General features: G+C 64.3%; 19 protein-coding genes. 10 read left to right on the forward strand and 9 right to left on the reverse strand.

Going from position 1 to position 23278, the window contains the following annotated elements:
• A partial coding sequence (locus Q4E95_RS04380; RefSeq protein WP_303382144.1) for a long-chain-fatty-acid--CoA ligase occupies window positions 1-1485 on the forward strand: 1485 nt, incomplete at its 5' end.
• Between the two features lie 123 nt (window positions 1486-1608).
• Here the strand turns inward: Q4E95_RS04380 and Q4E95_RS04385 are convergent.
• On the reverse strand, window positions 1609-2250 hold the full coding sequence (locus Q4E95_RS04385; RefSeq protein ID WP_368660307.1) for a flavin reductase family protein: 642 nt from the start codon (window positions 2248-2250) through the stop codon (window positions 1609-1611).
• Window positions 2251-2403: 153 nt separating this feature from the next.
• Between Q4E95_RS04385 and Q4E95_RS04390 the strand changes: the two genes are divergently transcribed.
• The 4 genes from Q4E95_RS04390 to catC all read left to right on the forward strand — a co-directional run bounded on the left by Q4E95_RS04390 (window position 2404) and on the right by catC (window position 6444).
• Entirely contained in the window at window positions 2404-3915 is a 1512-nt protein-coding gene (locus Q4E95_RS04390) for a long-chain fatty acid--CoA ligase (RefSeq protein ID WP_303382146.1), read from the forward strand.
• Between the two features lie 124 nt (window positions 3916-4039).
• Window positions 4040-4942: a LysR substrate-binding domain-containing protein gene (locus Q4E95_RS04395; protein WP_303382147.1), complete on the forward strand. Its 903-nt coding sequence runs from the start codon at window positions 4040-4042 to the stop codon at window positions 4940-4942.
• On the forward strand, window positions 4939-6039 hold the full coding sequence (locus Q4E95_RS04400; RefSeq protein WP_303382148.1) for a mandelate racemase/muconate lactonizing enzyme family protein: 1101 nt from the start codon (window positions 4939-4941) through the stop codon (window positions 6037-6039). Before Q4E95_RS04395 ends, Q4E95_RS04400 begins: the two co-directional genes overlap by 4 nt.
• Window positions 6040-6165: 126 nt before the next feature.
• Window positions 6166-6444, forward strand: a complete 279-nt coding sequence (gene catC, locus Q4E95_RS04405; protein WP_303382149.1) for a muconolactone Delta-isomerase — start codon at window positions 6166-6168, stop codon at window positions 6442-6444.
• A gap of 55 nt (window positions 6445-6499) precedes the next feature.
• Here catC and Q4E95_RS04410 read toward each other — a convergent pair whose 3' ends face one another.
• From Q4E95_RS04410 to benA, 5 genes are all read right to left on the reverse strand, one after another.
• Window positions 6500-9349 (reverse strand): AAA family ATPase, encoded by a 2850-nt coding sequence (locus Q4E95_RS04410; RefSeq protein WP_303382150.1) that lies wholly within the window; start codon window positions 9347-9349, stop codon window positions 6500-6502.
• Between the two features lie 104 nt (window positions 9350-9453).
• Window positions 9454-10287: a 1,6-dihydroxycyclohexa-2,4-diene-1-carboxylate dehydrogenase gene (locus Q4E95_RS04415; protein WP_303382151.1), complete on the reverse strand. Its 834-nt coding sequence runs from the start codon at window positions 10285-10287 to the stop codon at window positions 9454-9456.
• The gene (gene benC, locus Q4E95_RS04420; RefSeq protein WP_303382152.1) at window positions 10284-11855 is read right to left on the reverse strand and encodes a benzoate 1,2-dioxygenase electron transfer component BenC; all 1572 of its coding nucleotides are present in this window, start codon (window positions 11853-11855) and stop codon (window positions 10284-10286) included. Before benC ends, Q4E95_RS04415 begins: the two co-directional genes overlap by 4 nt.
• A gap of 160 nt (window positions 11856-12015) precedes the next feature.
• Window positions 12016-12531, reverse strand: a complete 516-nt coding sequence (gene benB / locus Q4E95_RS04425; protein WP_303382153.1) for a benzoate 1,2-dioxygenase small subunit — start codon at window positions 12529-12531, stop codon at window positions 12016-12018.
• Between the two features lie 41 nt (window positions 12532-12572).
• Window positions 12573-13940, reverse strand: coding sequence for a benzoate 1,2-dioxygenase large subunit (benA, locus tag Q4E95_RS04430; protein WP_303382154.1), 1368 nt, complete (start codon window positions 13938-13940; stop codon window positions 12573-12575).
• 349 nt (window positions 13941-14289) lie between these two features.
• Here benA and catA point away from each other — a divergent pair, with 349 nt between their 5' ends.
• The gene (gene catA, locus Q4E95_RS04435) at window positions 14290-15159 is read left to right on the forward strand and encodes a catechol 1,2-dioxygenase (RefSeq protein ID WP_303382155.1); all 870 of its coding nucleotides are present in this window, start codon (window positions 14290-14292) and stop codon (window positions 15157-15159) included.
• Window positions 15160-15590: 431 nt separating this feature from the next.
• Here catA and Q4E95_RS04440 read toward each other — a convergent pair whose 3' ends face one another.
• Both Q4E95_RS04440 and Q4E95_RS04445 read right to left on the reverse strand, forming a co-directional pair.
• Window positions 15591-16076, reverse strand: coding sequence for a MarR family winged helix-turn-helix transcriptional regulator (locus Q4E95_RS04440; RefSeq protein ID WP_303382156.1), 486 nt, complete (start codon window positions 16074-16076; stop codon window positions 15591-15593).
• Window positions 16077-16131: 55 nt separating this feature from the next.
• The gene (locus tag Q4E95_RS04445) at window positions 16132-16815 is read right to left on the reverse strand and encodes a hypothetical protein (RefSeq protein WP_303382157.1); all 684 of its coding nucleotides are present in this window, start codon (window positions 16813-16815) and stop codon (window positions 16132-16134) included.
• Between the two features lie 163 nt (window positions 16816-16978).
• On the opposite strand from Q4E95_RS04445, the gene Q4E95_RS04450 reads away from it, so the two are divergent.
• Together Q4E95_RS04450 and Q4E95_RS04455 are read left to right on the forward strand one after the other, a co-directional pair.
• Window positions 16979-18058, forward strand: coding sequence for a glutathione S-transferase family protein (locus tag Q4E95_RS04450; protein ID WP_303382158.1), 1080 nt, complete (start codon window positions 16979-16981; stop codon window positions 18056-18058).
• A gap of 40 nt (window positions 18059-18098) precedes the next feature.
• The gene (locus Q4E95_RS04455) at window positions 18099-18944 is read left to right on the forward strand and encodes a CoA ester lyase (protein ID WP_303382159.1); all 846 of its coding nucleotides are present in this window, start codon (window positions 18099-18101) and stop codon (window positions 18942-18944) included.
• 82 nt (window positions 18945-19026) lie between these two features.
• On the opposite strand, the gene Q4E95_RS04460 is transcribed toward Q4E95_RS04455, so the two are convergent.
• Window positions 19027-19731, reverse strand: coding sequence for an HAD family phosphatase (locus Q4E95_RS04460; protein WP_303382160.1), 705 nt, complete (start codon window positions 19729-19731; stop codon window positions 19027-19029).
• 119 nt (window positions 19732-19850) lie between these two features.
• Between Q4E95_RS04460 and Q4E95_RS04465 the strand changes: the two genes are divergently transcribed.
• Entirely contained in the window at window positions 19851-20834 is a 984-nt protein-coding gene (locus tag Q4E95_RS04465) for an LLM class flavin-dependent oxidoreductase (protein WP_303382161.1), read from the forward strand.
• Window positions 20835-20902: 68 nt separating this feature from the next.
• On the forward strand, window positions 20903-23131 hold the full coding sequence (gene malQ / locus Q4E95_RS04470; protein WP_303382162.1) for a 4-alpha-glucanotransferase: 2229 nt from the start codon (window positions 20903-20905) through the stop codon (window positions 23129-23131).
• The last annotated feature ends 147 nt before the right edge of the window (window positions 23132-23278 follow it).

Raw genomic sequence — 23278 nt, forward strand, 5'->3', positions numbered from 1 at the left:
CTCATGGGCGTGGAGGCCGGTGACCGCGTGGCCATCGTCTTGCCCAACTGCCCGCAGCACATCGTGGCGTTCTATGCAGCCATGCGCCTGGGCGCCATCGTGGTCGAGCACAACCCGCTGTACACGGCACCCGAACTCCGACACCAGTTCGAGGACCACGGTGCTCGGGTCGCCATCGTGTGGGACAAGATCGCCTCGCGGATCACGTCCATGCCCAAGGACCTCAACATCGAACACATCGTGTCCGTGGACATCACGGCGGCGATGCCGCTGGTCATGCGCACCGCGCTCCGGTTGCCCGTCAAGAAACTCAGGCAGCAACGAGCTGAGCTCACCGAGGCGGCCCCCGGCACCGTGCCGTGGCGCAAGCTGATCAGCGCGGATCCGATTCGCGCGGATCACCGCCGCCCCTCGGCCACGGACGTGGCCCTACTGCAGTACACCTCGGGCACCACCGGCACACCCAAGGGCGCAATGCTCACACATCGGAACCTGGAGTCCAACGCGGTCATGGGTCAGCACTGGCTCGGCACCACCTCCGAGGAAGTCGTGTACGCAGTGCTGCCGCTGTTCCACGCGTTCGGTCTGACCCTGGGCATGACGTTCGCCATGTCCCTGGGCGCCAAGCTCGTGCTCTTCCCCACGGTGCGAGCGGATTTGATCCTGAAGGCCATGAAGAAGTCCATGCCCACCGTGCTACCGGCCGTGCCGCCGGTGTACCAAAAGGTTTTGGATGCGGCGCAGGAGCAGGGCAAGGACCTGTCCGGCATTCGCGTAGCGGTTTCCGGGGCCATGACTCTGCCCGTTCCACTGGTCAAGGCCTGGGAAGATGCCACGCACGGCATGTTGATCGAGGGGTACGGCCTGACCGAGTGCTCACCCCTGGTCTCATGCAATCCGCTGAGCGACCAGCGCACCGCCGGGTCGATCGGTGTTCCGTTCCCCAGCACCGACATCCGGTTGGTCGATCCGGAGTCCGGGGAGGATGTGGCCCTGGATCAGGAGGGTGAGCTGTGGGTCACCGGTCCTCAGGTCACCCAGGGGTACTGGAAGCGCCCGGAGGAAACGGCCAAGCTGCTCACCGAGGACGGCTGGCTGCGCACCGGGGACATTGTCACCGTGGACGAGCGGGGCTTCCTGCGGGTGGTCGATCGGATCAAGGAGGTCATCATCACCGGTGGCTTCAATGTGGCACCCACCGAGGTGGAAACGGCGCTCAAACTCCACGACTCGGTCGAGGACGCCGCGGTCGTGGGCATCCCCAATGACAACGGCAACGAGACCGTGGTGGCCGCGGTGATGCTTGCTCCCGGGGCCTCCCTGAACGAGGAGCAGTTGCGCGAGCACTGCTACGACAAGGTCACCCGATACAAGGTGCCCCGCCGGATCGTGGCCATGGACGAGCTGCCGCGCACCATGCTGGGGAAAACCCTGCGCCGGGCGGTCAAAGAGAAGATCCTTGAGGAGCACTTGCTGGACCACTGAGTGCTTCGGGGCCGGGCACGGCTGGTTCCTTGTGCGGTTCCGGCCAGCCACGAAGGGCGACGCCGCCGCGAGACTCTCGCGGCGGCGTCGCCCTTCCCGCGCAGTGCGCAGCCCGTCGGTGCGTCAGGTGGGATCGCCGTCGGTGCGATTCTTGATGCTGTCGTACGGGATGCGTCGGATCGACCGAATCTCGCCCAGGCCGGCCCATTCGTCGTGCCCCAGGCGGGCAATTGGATCCAGCGCCCGCGCCACTGGTCCTCGCTCGCCCAATGCGCTCGGGATCACGGCCACGTGCGTGACTTCACCGAAGACCACGTAACCGTTTCCCACCCGCAGGGGCTCGCCATGCAGGGTGCATTCCATGCTCGCCGGCGATTCCGCCACCCGCGGGGCCGCAACCGTGCGGGAGGGTTGCCTGGTGAGACCGACCCGGTCGAATTCGCTGACATCGGGTGGGTAATCGGTCCCCGTGGCATTGATCTTCTCGAAGAGCGCCACGGAGGTGTGGTTGACCACGAACTCCCGGGTCTCCAACACATTGCGCAGGGTGTCCTTCATCCCGGTGGAGACGAACTGCACAATGGTCGGGTCGGAGGAGACCATGGTGAAGTACGAGTGGGGCGAGAGATTGTCCACGCCGGCGGCCGAGCGGGTGGAGATCCACGCAATGGGGCGGGGGATCACCAAGGACTTGACCGTGGCCGCCCACGAGCCCCGGGCATCGGGGGTCAGCTCTTCCTTGGCCTGGGCAATCGGTTCGCTCATGGTCACCATTGCATCATGCGAGGGCGTGAATTGACACGAGTGATTGTGTGCGATCAATAACTATTGACAATCACAACGATTGACGATTCCATGGTTTGCACGTGACATTCGTCGCGGTGCTGCGCTCCCCGCGGGGAGCTGAGGAGGAAAACCGTGAACCTTGGAATCGGCACGTGGCCCGCCCGCCGCGTCATGGTCCGTCCCGACGCAACCGCTGTGGTGTTCGAGGGGCGATCCGTGTCCTACCGGGACTTCGAACTGCGGGTCCGCAAGCTGGCCAACGCACTACGCGACTCCGGCGTGGAACACGGGGACCGGGTCGCCTACATGGGGTTCAATCACCCGTCTCTGCTCGAAACGTTCTTCGCCACCGGCTTGCTCGGCGCTGCCGCGGTGCTCATCAATCCGCGCTTGCGGCGGGCGGAGGTCGACTACATCCTTCGCGACTGCGGTGCCACCACGGTGGCCTTCGGTCGGGATCAGGGCGCGAACGCCACGGTACTGGAGCCGGAGCTGACGGACGTGCGCACGTGGCTGAGCGTGGACGGGGAAGGCCCGGGGCAGGATTACGAAGCGTTCCTGCAGTCCGGTGGGGAAGCGGCCGTCGATGAGCAGCTCGACCTCGACGAGCTGGCGCTCATCATGTACACCTCGGGAACCACCGGTAAGCCCAAGGGCGCCATGTTGACCCACAACAACCTCTTCTACCAGTACGTCAACGCGATGATCGGGCAGGACCTACGTCAGGACGAGGTGCACCTTGCGGTGGCGCCGCTGTTCCACATCGCCGGGCTCAACATGATGACACTGCCCACGTTCATGCTGGGCGGGACGATCATCATCCATCGTCAGTTCCGAGCGGTGGACGTGTTGCGCGAGCTCGAGGATTCCCGCGTGACGTCCTCGTTCATGGTTCCGGCCATGCTGGATTCGCTCTCCCATACGGAGGGCTTCGACACCGCCGATTTTTCCTCCGTTCGTGCGTTCATGGTGGGTGGTTCACCCCTGCCGGAACGGATGCTGCGCACCTGGGCCGAGCTGGACGTGGCCGTGATGCAGGGCTTCGGCATGACCGAGACCGCCCCCGGCGTGCGGATGCTCGAGCCGCGCGACGGCGTAGTCAAGTTGGGCTCCGCGGGGCGCCAGCACTTCTTCACGGAATCCGGACTCGTTGATCCACTGGGTGATCCCGTGGCTCCGGGTCAGGCCGGGGAGGTCATTGTTCGCGGGCCCAATGTGATGGCGGGGTACTGGAACAAGCCGGAGGAAACCGCCAAGGCCTTGGACGGCGGGTGGTACCACTCGGGTGATATTGCCGTGGAGGACGAGGACGGCTATTTGTTCATCAAGGATCGCATCAAGGACATGTACATCTCCGGTGGGGAGAACGTGTACCCGGCAGAGGTGGAGAACGCCTTGTTGGATGTGTCCGGAGTGCAGGAAGCCGCGGTCATCGGTGTCCCGGACGAGAAATGGGGCGAAACAGGCCGCGCATTCGTGGTGCTCTTCCCGGACACCGCAGGCCTGACGGGTCCACGGATCCGGGAGCATCTCCAGGACCGGCTGGCCAGCTACAAGTTACCCGCCGTGATCGACGTGGTGGCTGAACTACCCCGAACGACCACGGGCAAGATTCAAAAGCACGTGCTGCGCGAGCGCCCCTGACTGTGTTCCGACCCGCTGAGGCGAACTTTCAAGGCTGCCAAACTATTTTATCCAAACATGTTCCTAATCACCCCGATTGTAGATAGGATCCTAATAAAACAACGTCGGGAAGAAGCGGGACCCCATGGAGCTTCGACAACTGAACTACTTCATAGCCGTGGCCGAGGAGCGTCATTTCGGCCGTGCGGCCAAGCGTCTGCACATGGCCCAGCCTCCCCTGTCGCAGCAGATTCGCCAGCTCGAGGAACAGCTGGGCGTCAAGTTGTTGGACCGCACCACGCGCCGCGTTGATCTGACCGCGGCGGGGCAGGAGCTGCTGGACCGCGGACGCAAGATCGTCAACGAGGTGGAGACCCTCAAAGCGGACGTCTTTCAGGTGGGCAACGGTGCCACCGGTGTGCTGCGAGTGGGGTTCTCCGGATCGGCGACCTACGGGGTCATGCCCAAGATCGTGCGTCACGTGAAGCAGGCGTTGCCCGGATTGTCCATGACGCTGCAGGGCGAAATGCTCACGCCCGCCATGGAAGCCGGGTTGCGCGATCGCACGTTGGACGCCGCGATGCTGCGCCCGCCGGTGGCCTCCTCCGAGATCGAGTACAAAGTGGTGGCACGCGAGAAGCTCGTGGTGGCCCTGCCGTCCCACAGCCCCTTGGCCACCGGACGCCCCGTGGCCATCAATGAACTCCAGGAACAACCCTTCATCACCTACCCGCCGGAATCGGTCATGTACCGGATGGTTTCCGAACTGTGCCGCCGGGGCGGCTTCCAACCCCGCATCGGCCAGGTGGCCAAGGAAACCTCCACCATGCTGTCCTTCGTGGCCGCGGGCGGGGGAGTGGCCGTGGTCCCGGAGGCGGTGCGTTCCTTCCAGCTCGAGGGCGTGGTCTACGCGCCGCTCGAGGACTCTCCGGACAGTGAGCTCGCCGTGGCGTGGCGCAGGGAAGACCGCTCCACGCTGCTGCACAACTTTGTGAACCTCGTGATGGATGTCAGCGAGGCAACCTCCGGCACGAAAGGCCATGCATGAAAATCACCCGCATCGAGGCGATTCCTTATTCGATTCCCTACGTCCACCCCCTGCACTTCGCATCGGGCTCGGTGGCAGAGGCCGATCACGTGTTGGTGCGTGTGCACACGGACGAGGGCATCGTAGGGGTCGCCGACACCCCGCCCCGCCCCTACACGTACGGTGAGACACAGAAGTCCATCATGGCGGTCGTGGAGGACATCTTCTCGCCCCAGCTCTCCGGGCTGGACATTTTCGCCCGCGATCGCATGCAAACCGTCATGGACCGCACGGTGCACAACCAGACGGCCAAGGGCGCCGTGGACATTGCCGTGTGGGACGTGATCGGCAAGTATTTGAACCAGCCGGTGTCTTCGTTGCTGGGCGGCTACACGGACCACATGACGGTGTCGCACATGCTCGGGTTCAAACCGGCGCAGGAACTGCTGCAAATGGCTTTGGAATTCCGCGAGAAGCACGGAATCAACACGTTCAAGCTCAAGACGGGGCGCCACCCCATCACCCTGGACATCGAGGCAGCCCGCGTTCTTCGCGAGGGCCTCGGCCCCGAGGCGCACCTCTACATGGATGCCAACCGCGGGTGGTCCGCCAACGAGTCCGCCGAGGTGCTGCGCCAGACGGCGGACCTGGGCATGGAGTTCCTGGAGGAACCCGACGACGCCCGGGAAGTCCTCGGACGACGTCGCCTGGTCACCAACTCGTCCATTCCCATTGCCGCGGATGAGTCCGCTCCGGATCTGGGCACCGCGGCCCGCGAGATCTTGACCGGCGGTGCGAATTTCCTGGCGATCAAGACCGCCCGTTCCGGTTTCACCGAGGCGACCAAGATTCTGGGAATGGCCCAGGGCATGGGGATCGACGTGTACGTGGGCAACCAGATCGACACCCAGGTGGGCACGATCGCCTCGGTGACCTTCGGTGCCGCGTTCGCGCACACCTCCAAACGCGCGGGGGAGCTGTCGAACTACCTGGATATGGCCGATGACCTGTTGGCCGAGCCCCTGAGCATCGAGGACGGCAAAATTTTCGTCCGAGACGTACCCGGCGTGGGCACCGCAATCGATGAGGACAAGCTCGCGCATTACCGCAACCACTGAGTTTCAGCCGGTCCCTGGCGAGGGCCCGGCGAAATCCCGCCCGCACGCTCGCCGAAAACACGGGGCCCTCGGCCCCCGGTGGCGCGCTGGGCGAATAAGTACAACCCGACACGTGAGGAGAACACCGTGAAGTACCTGGTTCACATGGACGTCAACATTCCCACCGATCTGCCGGCCGACGAGGTCGCCGAGATCAAGGCCACCGAGAAGGCCTACTCGCAGGAACTGCAGCGTTCGGGCAAGTGGCCCGAAATCTGGCGCGTGGTGGGAGAGTACGCCAACTACTCGGTCTTCGACGTGGAATCCAACGGCGAACTGCATGACATCCTGCAGAACCTGCCGCTGTTCCCGTACATGGACATCACCGTGATTCCGTTGGCCAAGCACCCCTCGGACGTCAAGTAATCACCTCTGCGGAGAAATCCCCGTCGCGCACATCGCAGGATGTACGCGACGGGGATTATTCGTTGTCGCGGTAACGGGCGGCCAGTTCGCTGCGGGAGCGGATGCCGAACTTCGTATAGATCCTGGTGAGGTGGTACTGAACCGTCTTCTCGGCAATGAAGAGGTGACTGGCGACCTCTTTGTTCGTGGAACCACCCGCCACGAGCTCAGCCACCGCGGTTTCCTGGGGGGTGAGCTGCACCCGCTCGCGCTGCACGGCAGCGAGGACGGGATCGGCCGGATCCGGGGCGGTGCCCTGGTCCACGCCCGTGGCCTTGAGCTCGCGATCGCAGCGCTGCACGTAAGTGTGCGCCCCCAGCATCTCGTAGAGATCACGGGCCGCGCGCAACACCGACGACGCCAACCGTCGCTTACCGGCACGGCGCATCGACTGCCCAAAGGCGAAACTGATGCGCGCGTGCAGGTACGGGCGGTTCACCGTGCGAAGCTCGTGGAGTGCGTCCTCGAAGTAATCACGGGCGGCGTCGGGGTCTCCCTGGGCGGCCAGCAACCGGCCGCGGGCCCACTTGAGGCGGGCCTGATCGGTGGGAATGTGCTCCGGGCGGTCAATGGCTTCGAACTCGTCCAGGAACTCCTGGGCGCGGTCAAGATTGTTGGTCATGACCAGGGAGTTGACGTAGGTGTCCTGCCAGGACCAGAACGAGACGCGGGTGTTGGTCCAGGGATCCAACTCGGCCACGCGGGTCATGCATTCCAAGGACCCCTCGTAATCACCGCGGGCCTCGAGAAAGCGGGCCTTGGCCAGCAGTGACGGCACCGACATGCACAGGAAACTGTCCGCGGGGACGGCCGCGAGGGAGACGTAATGGCGGGCCAACTCCCAGTCGCCGCGCATCGAGTACAACTCGGCGGCCGTCCAGTACAACAGGGGGCGCAGCATGTCCATCTGCGCGGTCTCGAGCTGCGGGGCGGCCCGGGAAATCGTCGCCGCGGCGGCGTCCCAATGACCCAGCACCAACTGGGTGCGTGCCAACCACGCCTCCGACCACAGCGAGATCCGCAGCGATCCACCGCGGAACTTGGTGGGCCCGGCGGATTCGAACTGGGCTTGCGCGGTCTCCACCTCGTCCGTGCGCAGCGCGAGCCACCCGGCCCCCATTTCCATCCGCTGCTTCTGGGCGTTCTCCTCGCATCGCTCGAAGGCCCTGGCGTACGCCTTGCGAGCCTCTTTCAACTGGCCCGTGGCGAACAACCCCAGGCCGTAGATCGCCTCGGTCTCGATGTAGGCGGGGGTGGTGGGTTCCGTCAGGGACATGGCCTTCTCCGCCCACGAGATCATGGCAGGCCCGTCCCATTGCGCCACGCCACGCAGGACCAGTCGCTGGGCGATCTGCCCCGCGGTATCTGGATCCTGTTTGATGTTCACGCTGCGCCAGGCCGCTCCGAGCTGATTTTCGGCACTGCGATCCTGGCCGGTCACCACGGACAGGTACCCCAGCACGGAGGAGCGCAGGGCCGAGGGCTGCAGATCGTCCACCGCGGCGGCCCAGGCCTTGGCCTCGGCAATGTTTCCCGAACCAATGATCGCGTCCACCGCGCGCAACAACAGGTCATTGCGAAGCCTGGTGTCGTTGGTCAGACGCGACGCGGACAGCAGGGCTTTGGCGGCGTCGTGCCAAGCACCCTGGGAGGCTTGTTCCGTGGCGAAGGCTTGCAACCGGGCAGCCAGTTCGGGATTCGCCGACGGCGCCGAACTCACCAGATGGCCCAGCCTGCGGGACTCGTCGGACACGACCCTGCTCGCGCGATGATGCAGCTCCACCCGGCGACTGGGCAGCATGCGCTCGTAAATGGCGCCCGCGGCGGAGGGTTCGAAGAACTTCACCTGACTGCTGGCCTGGTTGAGTTCCAACGTCAGCAAATCGGCGCGGTGGCCTTCGTCCAGGGCCGAGAGCAGACGCGCCTGATCGGTGACACCGCAAACCTCCGCAATTTCGGTGAGGGAGGAATCCTCGCCCATGAGCGCCACGGCTTCTGCCACGTTGGCGAGGTCCTCGGACGCTGCGGCCATGATGCTTCCCACGCGGGCACGTACCCGACTACTCGCGGGAAGGGCGGGAAACCAGGAATGCCAAGTGTCCCGAGGCATTTCTCGCAGCAACTCGTTGATTTGCTGCGGGTTACCGCGGGTGTGCCGAACCAGCTCGTAACTGGCGGCCGAGGACAAGTCGATGTTGAAGCGGCGTCGGGCGAGTTCCTGGGTGCCGCGCGGATCCAGAGGTTCCAGCGTGATTTGCTGCACCTCGTGACCGGTGAGCTGATCCAGCACCGTGGCCGGCATGCCCTGGGCCTGATTGCGGTCCAGAGTCAACAGGAACATGACCTTCTTGGCATGTAACCGGCGCAGCACGAAGGACAGAATGCGAAGGCTCGCCTCATCGATCCAATGAGCATCGTCGATGATGACCAGAACGGGCGAGCGTTCCTGCATTGATTCCAAATGTGTGCCCAGAGTGGCCGCGTGATTCATGAGCCGGTCCGGGGTCAAGGCCTGCGAGCCCACGGGCGTCCGGGCAATATCGATGTCGTACCCCTTGCCCGAGCGCACGGGCGAGGCCATGATCAACTGGCTGTACCCGGCCAACTGCAACTGGGCCTCCCACTGGTCGCCCTGCGCCCGCAGAGTCCGCGGTGGCCGGGCGCCACTCCTGACGTGCGCTGCGAACTCCGAGATCAAAGACGTTTTCCCCATGCCCGCTTCGCCGTTGATGACCACCGTGTTCACTCGCCCCTTACGGGAGTCCTTGAGCAGGTCGCTCAACCGCTCCAGGGCGGGATCCAGTCCGATCAACACGCGATGCATGGTGCCGTGGGTGGGCACCACGGGCTGCGGGGACTGGCTCACGATCACTCCTGGACGTCGGCGGCTGGGGTGAGTACCTGCGGATACTGTACGCACCGGGCGAGTCGAAAAGACTCACCCGGTGCGTCAGGAATGCGGGCCGTCACTCAGCCCATGTCACCGCCGCTGACCTGGATCACCGACCCGGTCATGTATGAAGCCTCGTCCGAGGCCACGAACACAATGGGTGCGGCTTGTTCGTCTAGGGTTCCGTAGCGCTTGAAGAACGTGGAATCGGTGACCTGATCCACCACGTCCTTGACCCATGCCTGCTCCTGATCGCCCTCGGGTCCCGGCCCGCGTTGTACCTTGCGGGGTGGTGCCTCCGTGCCACCCGGGGCGGTAGCCATGACCCGGATGCCGCGGCCCGCGGTCTCCATCGCCAGCGCCTGGGTGATGCCGTTGACACCTCCCTTGGCCGCCGAATACGGCACGCGATTGATGCCGCGCGTTGCATTCGAGGACACGTTCACAATGGTGCCCGACCCCGCGCCCAACATGGCGGGCAGAACCGCTCGACACATCCACAGCGTGGGGAACAGGGAGCGGTTGATCTCCTTCTGGATCTGTTCGGCATCGAAATGCTCGAACGGACGCATGAGGATGGCTCCGCCCACGTTGTTGATCAAGATGTCCACGCGAGCGTGCCGCTCCAAGGTTTCGGACACGGCATGCTCCGCTCCCTCGAACGTCTCCAGGTCCACGCCGGTGACCGCGCTCGCGGAACCGTTGGAACCGTTCTGCTGGGCGTACGAGTTGATACCCTCGGCCACCTGCTCGGCCAGCTCGGAACGGTCAACCAGAACCACGGTGCCGCCCTCGGCGCCGATCCGCTCGGCCACCCGCTGTCCGATGCCCTGGGCGGAACCGGTCACCAGCACCACCTTGCCGTCGAAACGGCCCGGGCTCAGTGCACTGAACGGTTCGGGCAACTGGTTCACTCGGACTCCTTTTTGACGATTGCGCCTTCCATGGTCTCCTTGGCATCTCGTGCGTGGGCCATGATGACCTCGCGGGCACGCTCGATGTCCTTCTTCTCGAAGGCGTCCACAAAGTCCACGTGATCCTGAATGACCCGGTCGAAGATCACGGTGCCGGACTCGAAGGTGGCCTGCATTTGATCGCTCAGATCCAGGCGGCGGTAGGACTCCAGCAGCGCAGGGTTGTTGGACACGGTGAAGAGGTACTCGTGGAACTCTTCGTTGTAGCGCACGAAGTCCTCGGGCTTCTTGACCTCGGAGCCGCTCACGCAGTCCGCGGTGGCATCGGCCAGGCGGCGCAGGTTCTTGACCTGCTCATCCGTGATCTTGGGCATCATGAGCTCGGTAATGGCCAGTTCGAGACCCATGCGGGCGTCCAACTGCGCAAAGGAATCTTCCTTGGCGAAGGACAACCGCCCGGTCTCCATGGACGAAACGGCCTCGGACTTGGAGATCGAATCACCGGACTCCGCCACGTCCGCGGAGCTGACGGGTGCGCCGGTCTCGGCGTCGCCGCCGGTCTTCTCCTTGGGTGCAAAGCGCTCGAAGTAGAAGTTGGCGGGTTCGATGCCCTCGGTCTCGAGCCACTTGGCCACGGCGTTGACCATGGGCGGGGGGCCGCACAGGTAGATGTCAACGTCGCCGTCGTTGAGGTGGCCCGGCTCGATGATCTGGGTGACGTAGCCGGTGTGCGGTGCCGAGGTGCCCTCTTCGGAGGCAATGTAGTCCCACGTGAAGTTGGGCAGCTTGGCCTTGTACTCCTCGATCCAGTCCAGTCCCACGATGTCTTCCTCGCGGGTCACACCGTAGACCAGGTGCACCGCGTGCTCCGGCGGGTTTTCCGAGAGCTTCTCCAAGATGGACAGCAGGGGTGCCAGACCGGTACCGCCGGCCAGCAGCAACAACGGGCGCTTGGGGTCGCGGAGGAAGAACGAACCGAACGGGCCCGAGAGGGTGATCTCGTCGCCCACTTGGGCGCGGTCACGCAGGTACTCGGACATCGCGCCCTTGGGAGCGGTACGCACCATGAACGCTGCCGCCTCGGTGTTGGGTCCGCTCGAGAACGAGTACGAACGCTCCACATCAACGCCGGGGATCTTGAGGTTCATGTACTGACCCGGCAGGTAGGCCAACTCCGAACGCTTGTCGATCTCCAGGGTGAAGGATGTGGTGGTCTCGGAATGACGGTCCAACTGAGTAATGCGCGAGGTGTACGAAGAAGCCGACGTCTTGGCGGACTCGGACGTTGCGGGAATATTCACGGCCATGTCCGATTCCGGCACGGTCTGGCAGGTCAGGATGTACCCCTTCTCGAACTCTTCGTCGGTCAGGGCGTCCTCGATGAAGTCTCCCGGATCGAACTCGCCGGACTCGCAGAAGGACTTGCAGGTACCGCACGCGCCGTCGCGGCAGTCGGAGGGAATGTTGATGCGCGCCTTGTAGGACGCGTCCATGATGGTTTCGTAGTCATCGACCTTGATGACCTTGGTGACGCCATCTTCAAAAGTTAGTGCAACCTGGTTCGGCATGGGTGATCTTCTCCTACTGGCGGTGAACCGTGATCATGGGACGGGTACGTTCACCGTCATAGCTGTGGTGTGTAAATGGGCCAAACGGTGCGGACAGCACCGGTGCCCGGACCCCTGAGGCGGGGGCCGGGCACCGGACCGTCCGTCACAGCGAGTGGACTCAGATCATGTAGATGTCGACTACGTGGTGAATGTAGTCGTTCTTCAGGACAACCTTCTTGTCCATGATCTTGGGCTGCTCGCCCGCCATGTTGATGGTGTACAAGCTGTAACCGAAGTACGTATCGGTCACGTTGTAACGGAAGTACAAGGTGAACCAGTTGAACCGGACCTTCACCTCGTCACCGTTGTGCTCCAGAATCTCGACATCCGTGATGTTGTGTCCGGTGCGCGGCTCCGGCAAGGACGTGGCCGATGAACGGTCGGTCTTGATGCGGAACACGCGATCCTCGATACCACCGCGGTTGTCGTAGTAGATCAAGGAAATTTCGCGCTGCGGGTCCTCCGTCAGCTGGCCGGCATCGTCCCAGGCGGGCATCCAGTAGGAAGCGCTCGGGTCGTAGCACTCGATCCAGGCGTCGAAGTCGCGGTCATCGAGCAGGCGGGCTTCGCGGTACAGGAACGCCCGGACCTTTTCAATGGTGGACGTGCGCTCTTCGGTCAACGTTTCAGTCATGGTCTCGCAATCTTTCGTTGTGTCGGTGGGGCGAACGTGGATCAGACAGTCGCCGGATCGTTGTCGAGCTCGCCCGCGGCCTGGTCCATGACCTGCTTCCAGTAACCGTGCTGAACGGGGTACAGGCCCTCGTCCTCTGTGCGAACGCCGGAGGCGATCACGTTATTCATGCCCAGGGCCGCCGCCTGCTCGTCCGGACCGGGGATCTCGTGGGCGACGCCGCGAGTCATGTCGTTCCAGGGAGCGGCCGAGGCCAGGTAGGTCTTCTGGCAGGAGCGGAATTCCTCGAGGTCATCCGGGGTGGCCATGCCGGTGGCGTTGAAGAAGTCCTCGTACTGGCGAATACGGTGTGCGCGGGACTTGTCCGACTCGCCCTTGGGGGCGATGCAGTAGATGGTGACCTCGGTCTGGTCCACGCTGATGGGGCGGACGTGGCGGATCTGCGAGGAGAACTGGTCCATCAGATACACGTTGGGGTACAGGCACAGGTTGCGAGAGATGTTGATCATGAAGTTGGCCATTTCCTCGCCGTACTTCTCCACGAGCTCCTCGCGGCGGTCCCACAGCGGACGGTCCTGGGGGTTGCCCCACTCCTGCCACAGCAGCAGGTGGCCGTGCTCGAAGGAGTAGAAGCCGCCCTTGGCCTTGCCCCACTTGCCGGCGTCCATGGCCTTGGTGGTGTTGGTGGAGTCACCGGCGGTGCGGCGCGAGGTGGTCGCGGCGTAGTTCCAGTGGGTGGCGGTGACGTGGTAGCCGTCCGCGCCGTTCTCCATCTGAACCTTCCAGTTGCCGTCGTAGGTGTACGTGGACGAACCACGCAGCACCTCGAGGCCCTCGGGGGACTGGTCGACGATCGAGTCGATCACCTTGGTGGAATCCCCCAGGTGCTCCTCCAGCGGCAGGACGTCCGGGTTCAGCGAGCCGAACAGGAACCCCTTGTAGTTCTCGAAGCGAGCAACCTTGGTGAGGTCGTGGGAACCTTCTTTGTTGAAGTTCTCCGGGTAGCCCGCGTTGCGGGAATCCTTCACCTTGAGCAGTTCACCGGTGTTACGGAAGGTCCAACCGTGGAACGGGCAGGTGAAGGTGGTGCGGTTGTCGGTCTTGCGGCGGCACAGCATGGCACCGCGGTGTGCGCATGCGTTGATGAGAGCGTTGAGCTTCTCTTCCTTGTCGCGGGTGATCACGATGGGCTGGCGACCGATGAAGGTGGTGAAGTAGTCACCCACATTGGGGACCTGGGACTCGTGGGCGAGGTACACCCAGTTGCCTTCGAAGATGTGCTTCATCTCGAGTTCGAAGATCTCCGGGTCGGTGAAGATCTCACGGTTGGCGCGGATGATGCCCTGCTCGCGGTCGTCGACGAGCGCGGTCTCAAGGACCTGGTGAAGGTGGCTGAGGGTTTCGGTCATGACGTAACTCCTTGGACTTCGGTGCACCGGGTGGACCCGGCGCATCTTGTGGTGCGGGTGATGATGCTTAAACCCGCAGGTGAACCACAGGTTGCGTACGTCTCATTCTGGCCTCTAGTGATACCACTCACATCAGGGTAAACCCTAGGGTGAAGTAAGGGGGTGGCTTATCGTCACCCATAATCAATATCGGCCAATTACATATTTGTTAGATATGGATTCGGTTCGTAGGCTTGAGACAAGCGTCACGGTGTGTCACCCACCACAGGGTTGCGTGAAATTTCTTGGTGGGTCCTCGCATCACCCCCGGGGCGTACATCTTTTCAATGATGAGAAAGTGGAGGTCACCATGACTGATACCCGCAAGGAAAACGAAGGCACCGCGGTCGAGGCCGGCTCGCTCGCGACCGAGCGTTTCGCCCAGTCCGGCAAGCTGAACAAATTCGAAGTTCCCAAGGAGCGCGTCTCCCTGCTCGCAGGTGAGCTGATCCAGGCCGCCAATGACATCGCCATCAAGCACGAGGTCACCTACGAGGAGTACAACGCCCTCAAGGCCTGGCTGATCAAGGTCGGCACCGACGGCGAATGGCCCCTGTTCCTCGACGTGTGGCTCGAACACACCATTGAGGACATCAACTCCAAGGAACGCCCCGGCACCGTGGGCACCATCGAGGGCCCGTACTACGTTCCCAACGCCCCCGATATGCCCACCCCGGCAACCCTGGAAATGCGCGAGGACGAAGAAGGCACCCCGCTGCTGTTCCACGGTAACTTCACCGACACTCATGGCAACCCCATCCAGGACGCACAGGTGGAGATCTGGCACGCTGACGCGGCCGGCTTCTACTCCCAGTACGCCCCCGGGCTGCCCGAGTGGCTCTTCCGCGGCACCGTCAAGGCGGACGAGAACGGCTACTTCGAGATCAACACCATGCAGCCGGCTCCCTACCAGATTCCGACCGACGGCGCGTGCGGCCAGTTGATCGGCGCCGCAGGTTGGCACGCGTGGCGTCCGGCCCACATCCACATCAAGGTTTCCGCTCCCGGTTACCAGCTGGTCACGCAGCAGCTCTACTTCCCGGGCGACCCGCACAACGAGGATGACATTGCCTCGGCAGTGAAGCCCGAGCTGATGCTGGAGGTCAAGGAGCGCGAAGGCGGCCAGGGCAACCAGGTGGAGTACAACTACGTGCTCGCCAAGGAAAACGAAAGCAAGTAAGTAGCTCTCCGCCCGCGGCGATCCCGGTCCCGCGGAGCGCTGAGCCACGCCGAAAGCGCCCCGATTCGCAGGAATCGGGGCGCTTTCGCATGCGCGCCGCAGGGCGTGTCGGCCGGCCCTGAGGCTCAGAATCACGGCGGTACTGTTAGTGTTCCGGGAAGTGCCGTTTGCCGCACCCGGTCTCGGTACTCATATCTCCTGGTAGCAATAATGTGAAGTCATGCAAATCACCGTACTTGTTACTTGCATCTCGATGGATTTGCCCCCTAGAGTGGTGATGTCAGTCGAAGTGGCCCGGATGCATCCCCCCAAGAGCGTCCGGACGTTCCCCCGGCTGGCCGGCGTCCCGTATCTCCCCCGATCGGGATGTCCGACGGGTCCTGTCAATTCCCCCAAGCGACAGGACCCGTCCCCTGTTAAGGGGGTTTTTCTCAGAGCAGATTCATCTTCTCCAGGCGGGGGATCACATCGTCAGCCATGGCCACCAGCACGTGCATGTCGTCGGCGCTGAGATGGTCCACGAACGCCTCGCGCACCATGGCCAGATGAGCGGGTGCGGCCGCGTTGATCGCCTGACGGCCGTGGTCGGTGATTTCCACGATGAGTCCGCGGGCGTCGTGAGGGCTGGGTTTGCGGCATACCATGCCGCGCTTTTCCATTCGGGACAGCATGTGTGACAGGCGAGAGCGTTCCCAGTCCAAGTGCCGCAGCAGCTCACGCGAAGCCATGCTGCCGTCCTTCGATTCGGACAGGGGGACGAGCACGTGGTATTCCGAGCTCGACAGCTCACTGTCGCGTTGAAGTTGCCTGTCGATGGCGCGCTCCATGCTCCGCGACAGCGCCAGGAAACTACGCCAAGCGGCGTTCTCGTGCTCCGATAACCAGGGCACGGAATTGGCGGATGAGGGCGTCTGCATGATGTGGAGAACTTTCTGTTCTGGCCGGTCGGGGTCACGGGTCGAGCGCTGCGGATTACTCGCGCGGGCCGTGTTTGATCCAATCGGAATCGTAGTAGCTCGGCCGCGCATCGCGGTCGCGGGCCCGCTCCGCGTAATCGGTGGGCCGCAGCGGGGAGTCGTCGTCATCGGGTCGGGTCAACACGGCCATGGCCACCAGCCCGAATCCCAGACCCGAGCCCACCACCATGGTCATACCGGCCACGATGAACGCCAGGATGTAATCATCCACGAGGCCCTCCGGAATGGAACTGCCCATCACCGGTTCCACCAGGAACGACGCTCCGATTCCCAGCAGCCCGATCAGGAGGAGGGCACCGGGGATCAGCCAGAGCTTGGACCGCCTGCGGATGGCCACGGCGTCGGGGTCCCTGAAGGCGGTAAGGATCTGGAATTGGACCATGATGTACCCCAGGGCACCCAGCAGGGCCAAGGAGGCCCCCACGACCCACCCCTCGGCGAAACCAATGGCCATCAACCCCAGGCCGACCAGTGCGCCCAGCAGAATCACGGTGAAGGACAGTCCGCGGCCCATGCGGCGGGCGGCCCTGGGCGAAACCTCCCGGTACTGGGATGGCGTCTCGGGCGGTGGTGACGCCTGGTGTGCCGAGTTCCCACTTCCGGGGACGCGCACGCCGTACCGGGGACGTTCGGTCTCGTGGGGACGAGAATTTTCGGAAGGATCGCTGGTCGTGCTCATGGTCTTCACCCCCGAGGAAGAAGTGGTGGGCCGCCACATCAGGTGTGGTTGTATTCAGCAACTGTAGTCCTGACAATCGTCTTCGACAGCGGTGGTTTGTGTCATAGCAGGTGAAGGTGATGATGACGTATCATCAAAATAAATCTTAGACGTGAGGAGCGCCGTGACCGACGCGAAGAACCAGGACAAAGATCAGCACTCCACTGCCGGGGCGTATGTCCACGCCGGTGAGGAATTCAATCGGGACACCACGTACATCGAGGATCGGATCGTGGCCGAGCCCGAGAACGCCGAACTCGGCGAGGGTGCCCAAGCCTGGCCGGTCGCGGCCGGTCGCTACCACCTGGTGGCCGCGCGCGCCTGTCCCTGGGCCAACCGCACCCTGATCGTGCGTCGATTGCTGGGCCTGGAGGACGCCATATCCATCGGCCTGCCCGGGCCCACCCACGATGCCCGTTCATGGCAGTTCGATCTGGACCCCGAGGGTAAGGATCCGGTGCTGGGCACCGAGCGGCTGCAGGAGAATTACTTCGAGCGTTTCCCCGACTACCCGCGCGGCATCACGGTGCCGGCCATCGTGGACATCCCCACCGGCGAGGTGGTGACCAACGACTTCCCGCAAATGACGGAGGACTTCGCCAAGGAATGGACCGAGTTCCACCGCGCGGGCGCACCGGATCTGTGGCCCGCCGAGCTCGAGGACGAGATGCGAGACGTCATGAAGCGCGTCTACACCGAGGTCAACAACGGCGTATACCGCTGCGGTTTCGCAGGCTCCCAGGAGGCCTACGACAAGGCCTATGAGCGCTTGTGGGTGGCCTTGGACTGGCTTGAGGAACGCCTGGGCGAAAAGCGGTACCTGATGGGCGAGCACATCACCGAGGCGGACGTCCGACTGTTCACCACCCTGGTCCGCTTCGACCCGGTCTACTACTCGCACTTCAAGTGCTCCCGTCAGAAACTGACCGAGCTGCCCAACCTGTGGGGCTACGCCCGTGATTTGTTCCAGACCCCCGGCTTCGGTGACACGGTGGATTTCCAGCAGATCAAGGAGCACTACTTCATCGTGCACGAGGACATCAATCCGTCCCAGATCGTTCCCGTGGGCCCGGATCTGAGCAATTGGATGTCGGAGCACGGTCGTGAAAAAATGGGTGGTTCCCCGTTCGCGGACGGTGCTACTGCGCCGGGCCCCGTGCGTTCCGGTGAAGAGGTTGATCCCGCGCACACGCCCCTGCGCTAGTCCCTGTCCAGCACAGTTCCCTGAAGTAAAGGCAGAGTTAGTGACTCCGTACCGTAATCAGCGCGCCGCAGACCTGCCCGCTCGGCTCTCGCGTTCTTGGCTTTTGACCTCCGCAGCCAACACGTCGTTGTTCGCCCCGGCCCTGGCATCGGAGGCGGATTCGGTGATCTTCGACATCGAGGACGCCGTTCCGGAGGAGGACAAGGACAACGCCCGGGTCAACATGATCCAGGCCATGAAGGACGGCGCGAGCGCGTGGGTCCGTGTCAATGACATCACCACCCCCCACTGGGAGAAAGACCTGGCCGCACTGAGTGAGGTCGACAATCTGCGCGGCATCGTGCTGGCCAAGACCGAGCACCCGGACCACATCACCAAGACGGCCATGATGAGCCGCGCGGGCACTCCGGTGGTGGCGTTGATCGAATCGGCCGTGGGTCTCATGAACGCCTATGACATCGCGCGTGCTCCCGGTGTGTTCCGCCTGGCCTTCGGCGTGGGTGACTTCCGTAAGGACACGGGTGCCTCGGGTGATGCCATGGCGCTCGCGTTCGCACGTTCCACCCTGGTCACCGCGTCTCGCGTGGGTGAGCTGCCCGGCCCCATTGACGGTCCGAGCAACGGGGTGTCCCGCGAGGGGCTCGAGGACGCGTGCAAGGTCACTCAATCCATGGGTATGACCGGCAAGTTGACCCTGGATCCCGACCAGGCGGACACCATTAACCACGCGCTCGCCCCCAGCGAACAGGAGATCCGCTGGGCCCGCGAAATGATCGAGAAGGCCAATTCCGGTCACACCGGTGCGGACGGTTCCTACCTGCCGCGCCTGGCTCGGGCCAAGAAGGTCTCGGAGCTGGCCGAGACCTACGGTCTCTGGAACAGCTGACTGCCCCCAGCACGACGACGCCGCTGCGCCCCGTTTCCTGCCGTGCGGCAGGGAGCGGGGCGCCGTGCGTTTCACGACCGGGTCACAGCCCCCAACCGGTCATGAACTCCCGCACGCGCGGGTCCGCGAGCGAATCCGCAATGAAGTGACTGGAGAGGGGTTCGTCGTGACCGTTGGGCACCCCCAGGACCCATAGTCCGGCCCGAGACGCCGCGGTGGTGCCCGCGGGGGAGTCCTCGATGGCCAGGGCCTGCCCCGGCTCCACACCCAGGCGGCGAACGGCTTCCCGGTAGATATCGGGTGCGGGTTTGCCGTGGGTGACATCGTCCGAGCTGACCCACGTGGTGATGGTCCCTTCCAGGCCCAGCGCATGCACCTTGCGATGGAGGACCTGCGCGGTCGAATTGCTGGCCACCGCCACGGGCATGCGCTCGGCAAAGGCGCGCACGGTTTCCAGGGCGCCCGGCAACGGTTCCAGAATGCCGGAAACCACCGAGGCCTCGACCTCGATCAGGTGCTCGTAGACCTCATCCGGGTCGGGCCCCTCACGGCCCTTCTCGGCAGCGGCTTCGGCGGCACGATCGGTGATCCAGCGCGCGACGTCCGCGGCGGAGAGTCCCATCAGTTCCTTGAGCGAGGCCTCGCCGAATGCGACGTCGTAATCGGCGCAGACCTGTTCCTGCACGCCGGCCCATGCGGTTTCGGTGTCCATGAGCACGCCGTCGCAGTCGAATACCGCGGCGGTGGGGCGCCAGTCTGCGGGCGGGGCGGGCAATGACGGTTTCATGGGGTAATCCTCACGTGACGGGAGCGGCGGTGGACGGAACAGGTAATAGCATCGAAGACGACGACCCAGCGGACGGCCGGTGAAAGGACCACACCGTGGTAGCAGCCCAGAATTCTCACGTGAACCTCTCCGCCTTGGATCTGGTGCCCATTATCCAAGATCGACCGGTCGCCCAGTGTGTGCGCGATGCCACGGCGCTCGCCCAGCGGCTGGAGGCCGCCGGCTACGCACGGGTTTGGTATGCGGAACACCACAACTCGGAGTCCTTCGCGTCCTCGGCCACCGCCCTGCTCATGGGGCAGACCCTCGCGGCCACCTCCACCATCCGCGTGGGGTCCGGCGGCATCATGCTGCCCAATCACGTTCCGCTCACCGTGGCCGAGAATTTCGGAACGCTGGAAAGTCTCTACCCGGGGCGAGTGGACCTCGGGCTGGGCAGGGCACCCGGAACCGATATGCGCACGGCCTTGGCGCTGCGCCGTGGTCAGGGAGGTCACGACACCTTCCGCCAGGACATCCACCAGCTCGAACGTTACTTCGGAGGGCAGGAGGGCGAGCCCATTCGCGCCGCGGTGGCTCGCAACACCCGCGTGCCGCTGTGGATCCTGGGATCCTCCACCGACGGCGCCCTGGTCGCGGCGTCCCTGGGTCTGCCCTACGTGTTCGCCTCGCACTTCGCGCCGGCCATGATCATGGCGGCCGTCGAGACCTACCGGACGGCCTTCGACGCGTCCGCGCCCACGGCCACGCTGGAGGAGCCGTACGTGATGGTTGCCGCCAATGTGCTCGCCGCCGATACCGAGGCCGAAGCGCGCAGGCAGTTCACCACCCACCAACTACTGGTCCGCGGAATGGCCCGCAACAGCCGGGGGCCGCTACAGCCCCCGGTGGATCAGGTGGACCTGACCCCGGCCGAAGCCGCGTTCGTGGAACAGCACCTGGCGGTCTCCGCCGTGGGAACCCCACAGCACGTGGCCGACCAGCTCGAACAGGTCGTGGAGCTCACCCGCGCGGACGAGTTGATGCTCAACAGCTACGCCTACGACCCGGAGGTACGCGCGCGCAGCTTCGAACTCACAGCCCAGGCCTGGGACGCGTCATAACCCGCGGCAACGACCGAGGGCGGGTCATGTGGGCCGGAGATGGTCACCCGGCTGATTAGAGTGGTGCCATGGCGGACAGCGCATCACACTCGGGTGAGACCCCACTGCAAACATTGGCCTCCCGCTGCGGCGTGGCCACCGACTATCAAGGTTTTGACGGGGAATCCAAGACCGTGCCGGACGAGACCCTGCGTAAGGTGCTCACCGCGCTGGGCGCGGACGCCTCATCCGAGGCCGCGGCACGGGAGAGTCTCCGGGCTCGGGATGAGGCCCCCTGGCGGCGCATGCTGCCCCCGGTGGTGATCACCGAGGTCGCTACGCACACCACGGTGGACGTGACCGTGCCCTCCGGTGCCGATGCACGTGTGCGGTTGTGGCCCGAGGGCCACCCCGAGGCCGCGCGGGAACTGGACGCCGCGGCGTCGTCGGACACCCGCGAGATTGACGGGGTGACGCGGGAGAGGCGCCGCTACGAGCTGCCCGAGGATCTTGAGCTGGGGTGGTACCTCCTGGAGGCCGAGAGCCCGGAGGTCCATGACGGCGGATCGGAAACGATCCACGTGGCCGTGACCCCGCAGCGGTTGAACACCACCGACAAGCTGCGCGGGCGGCGGCGCTGGGGTTACATGGCGCAGCTCTACTCGCTGATGTCCTCGCGCTCGTGGGGCGTGGGTGACCTGTCCGACCTGGCCTCGCTGGCGGCCATCAGCGGCACACAGGGCGCGGACTACGTGCTGATCAATCCGCTGCATGCCGCGGAGCCGGTACCGCCCGTCGAGCCGTCCCCGTACTTACCCTCCAGCCGACGGTTCTTCAACCCGCTCTACCTTCGGATCACCGACGTGGCCGAGTTCGCGTACCTGCGCCCCAACGATCGCGAGGTAATCGAGCGGCTGGCCGCCGTGCAGCGCAAGACCGTGCTGGATCCCAACCGGATCGATCGCGACCCCGCCTACCAGGCCAAGCTCAAGAGCCTGGACCTGCTGTTCACCGTGCGGCGCTCGCCGTACCGCCAGCAACAACTCGAGGCCTTCGTGGCGCGCGGGGGACAGACGTTGCAGGACTTCGGTTTGTGGTGCGCGCTGCGTGAAGAACTGGGCGAGGATGCTCCCGAATGGGGCGACGGCGCCGCCTCACCGGTGGCGCCCTACGCTCGCGAGGCGCGTACCCGCCTCGCGCGCCGCATCGACTTCTACGTGTGGCTGCAGTGGTTGCTCGACGAACAGCTCGAGGCCGCCCAGCGCGCGGCCCACCTGGCGGGCATGGACATCGGTGTGGTGCACGACCTTGCGGTCGGTGTGAGCAAGAACGGCGCCGATGCCTGGACTTTGCAGGACACCATGGCCAGCGGCGTGAGCGTGGGAGCTCCCGCGGACATGTACAACCAGCTCGGCCAGGACTGGAGCCAACCGCCGTGGCACCCGCAGCGGCTGGCCGAGGCCGGTTATCAACCCTGGCGGGACATGCTGCGCAACATTTTCCGGCACGCCGGTGGCATCAGGATCGACCACGTGGTGGGGTTGTTCCGGCTGTGGTGGATCCCGGACGGCAACCAGGCCTCCGAGGGCGCCTACGTCTATTACGACCACGAGGCCATGGTGGGCGTGCTGGCACTGGAGGCCGAACTGGCGGACGTGGTGGTGATCGGTGAGGACCTGGGCACCGTGGAACCCAGTGCGCGCCGGTACCTGGAACAAAAAGGGGTGCTGGGTACGTCCATCCTGTGGTTCGAAATGGCCGAGGACGAGCCCCTGGACCCGTCCCAGTACCGCGAACTGTGTATGGCATCGGTCAACACTCATGATTTGCCGCCCACCGCAGGTTATCTGGAGGGTGTGCAGCTCGAACTCCGCGAGGACCTGGGGTTACTCGCTCGTTCCCCCGAGGAGGAGCGTAGGCAGGCGCGGCAGCAACTGGAAACGTTCTTCACCGCGGTGGAGGCCGAGGGCTTGCTCCCGGGCGGCGCGCAGAGCAGCGAAGAGGCCAAGATCGAGGCGCTCTACCGCTACCTGGGGCGAGCGCCGTCCATGCTGTTCAACGTGTCCCTGGTGGACGCGGTGGGGGAGCGGCGGATCCAGAACCAGCCGGGCACCAGTGACGAGTATCCCAATTGGCGGGTTCCGCTGGCGGACGGGCAGGGAAAGTACGTCCTGCTGGAGGAACTCAACGCGATGGCGCGCGTGCAAAGCCTCGTGCGGGCCGTCAACGAGACGCTTGGAACCGCATCCCGTGACCCCGAGGTGTCGGTGCACGAGCCGCTGGAACACCGAGATATCGCGGAACCGAGGCAGAAATAACGGATGCCGCCGAGGGGTTCCCCCCGTCCGCAAATTAGGTTAGATTAGTCTTACCTAATCTCCTGGGTGAGGAGATGGGAACCGCACAACGTGTTCTGGGGTGTGCGCCGGGTCATGGACGGCGCACACCCCGAACTCGTGTTAAAA

The sequence above is a fragment of the Kocuria sp. genome (assembly GCF_030536815.1).
GTDB lineage: Bacteria > Actinomycetota > Actinomycetes > Actinomycetales > Micrococcaceae > Kocuria > Kocuria gwangalliensis.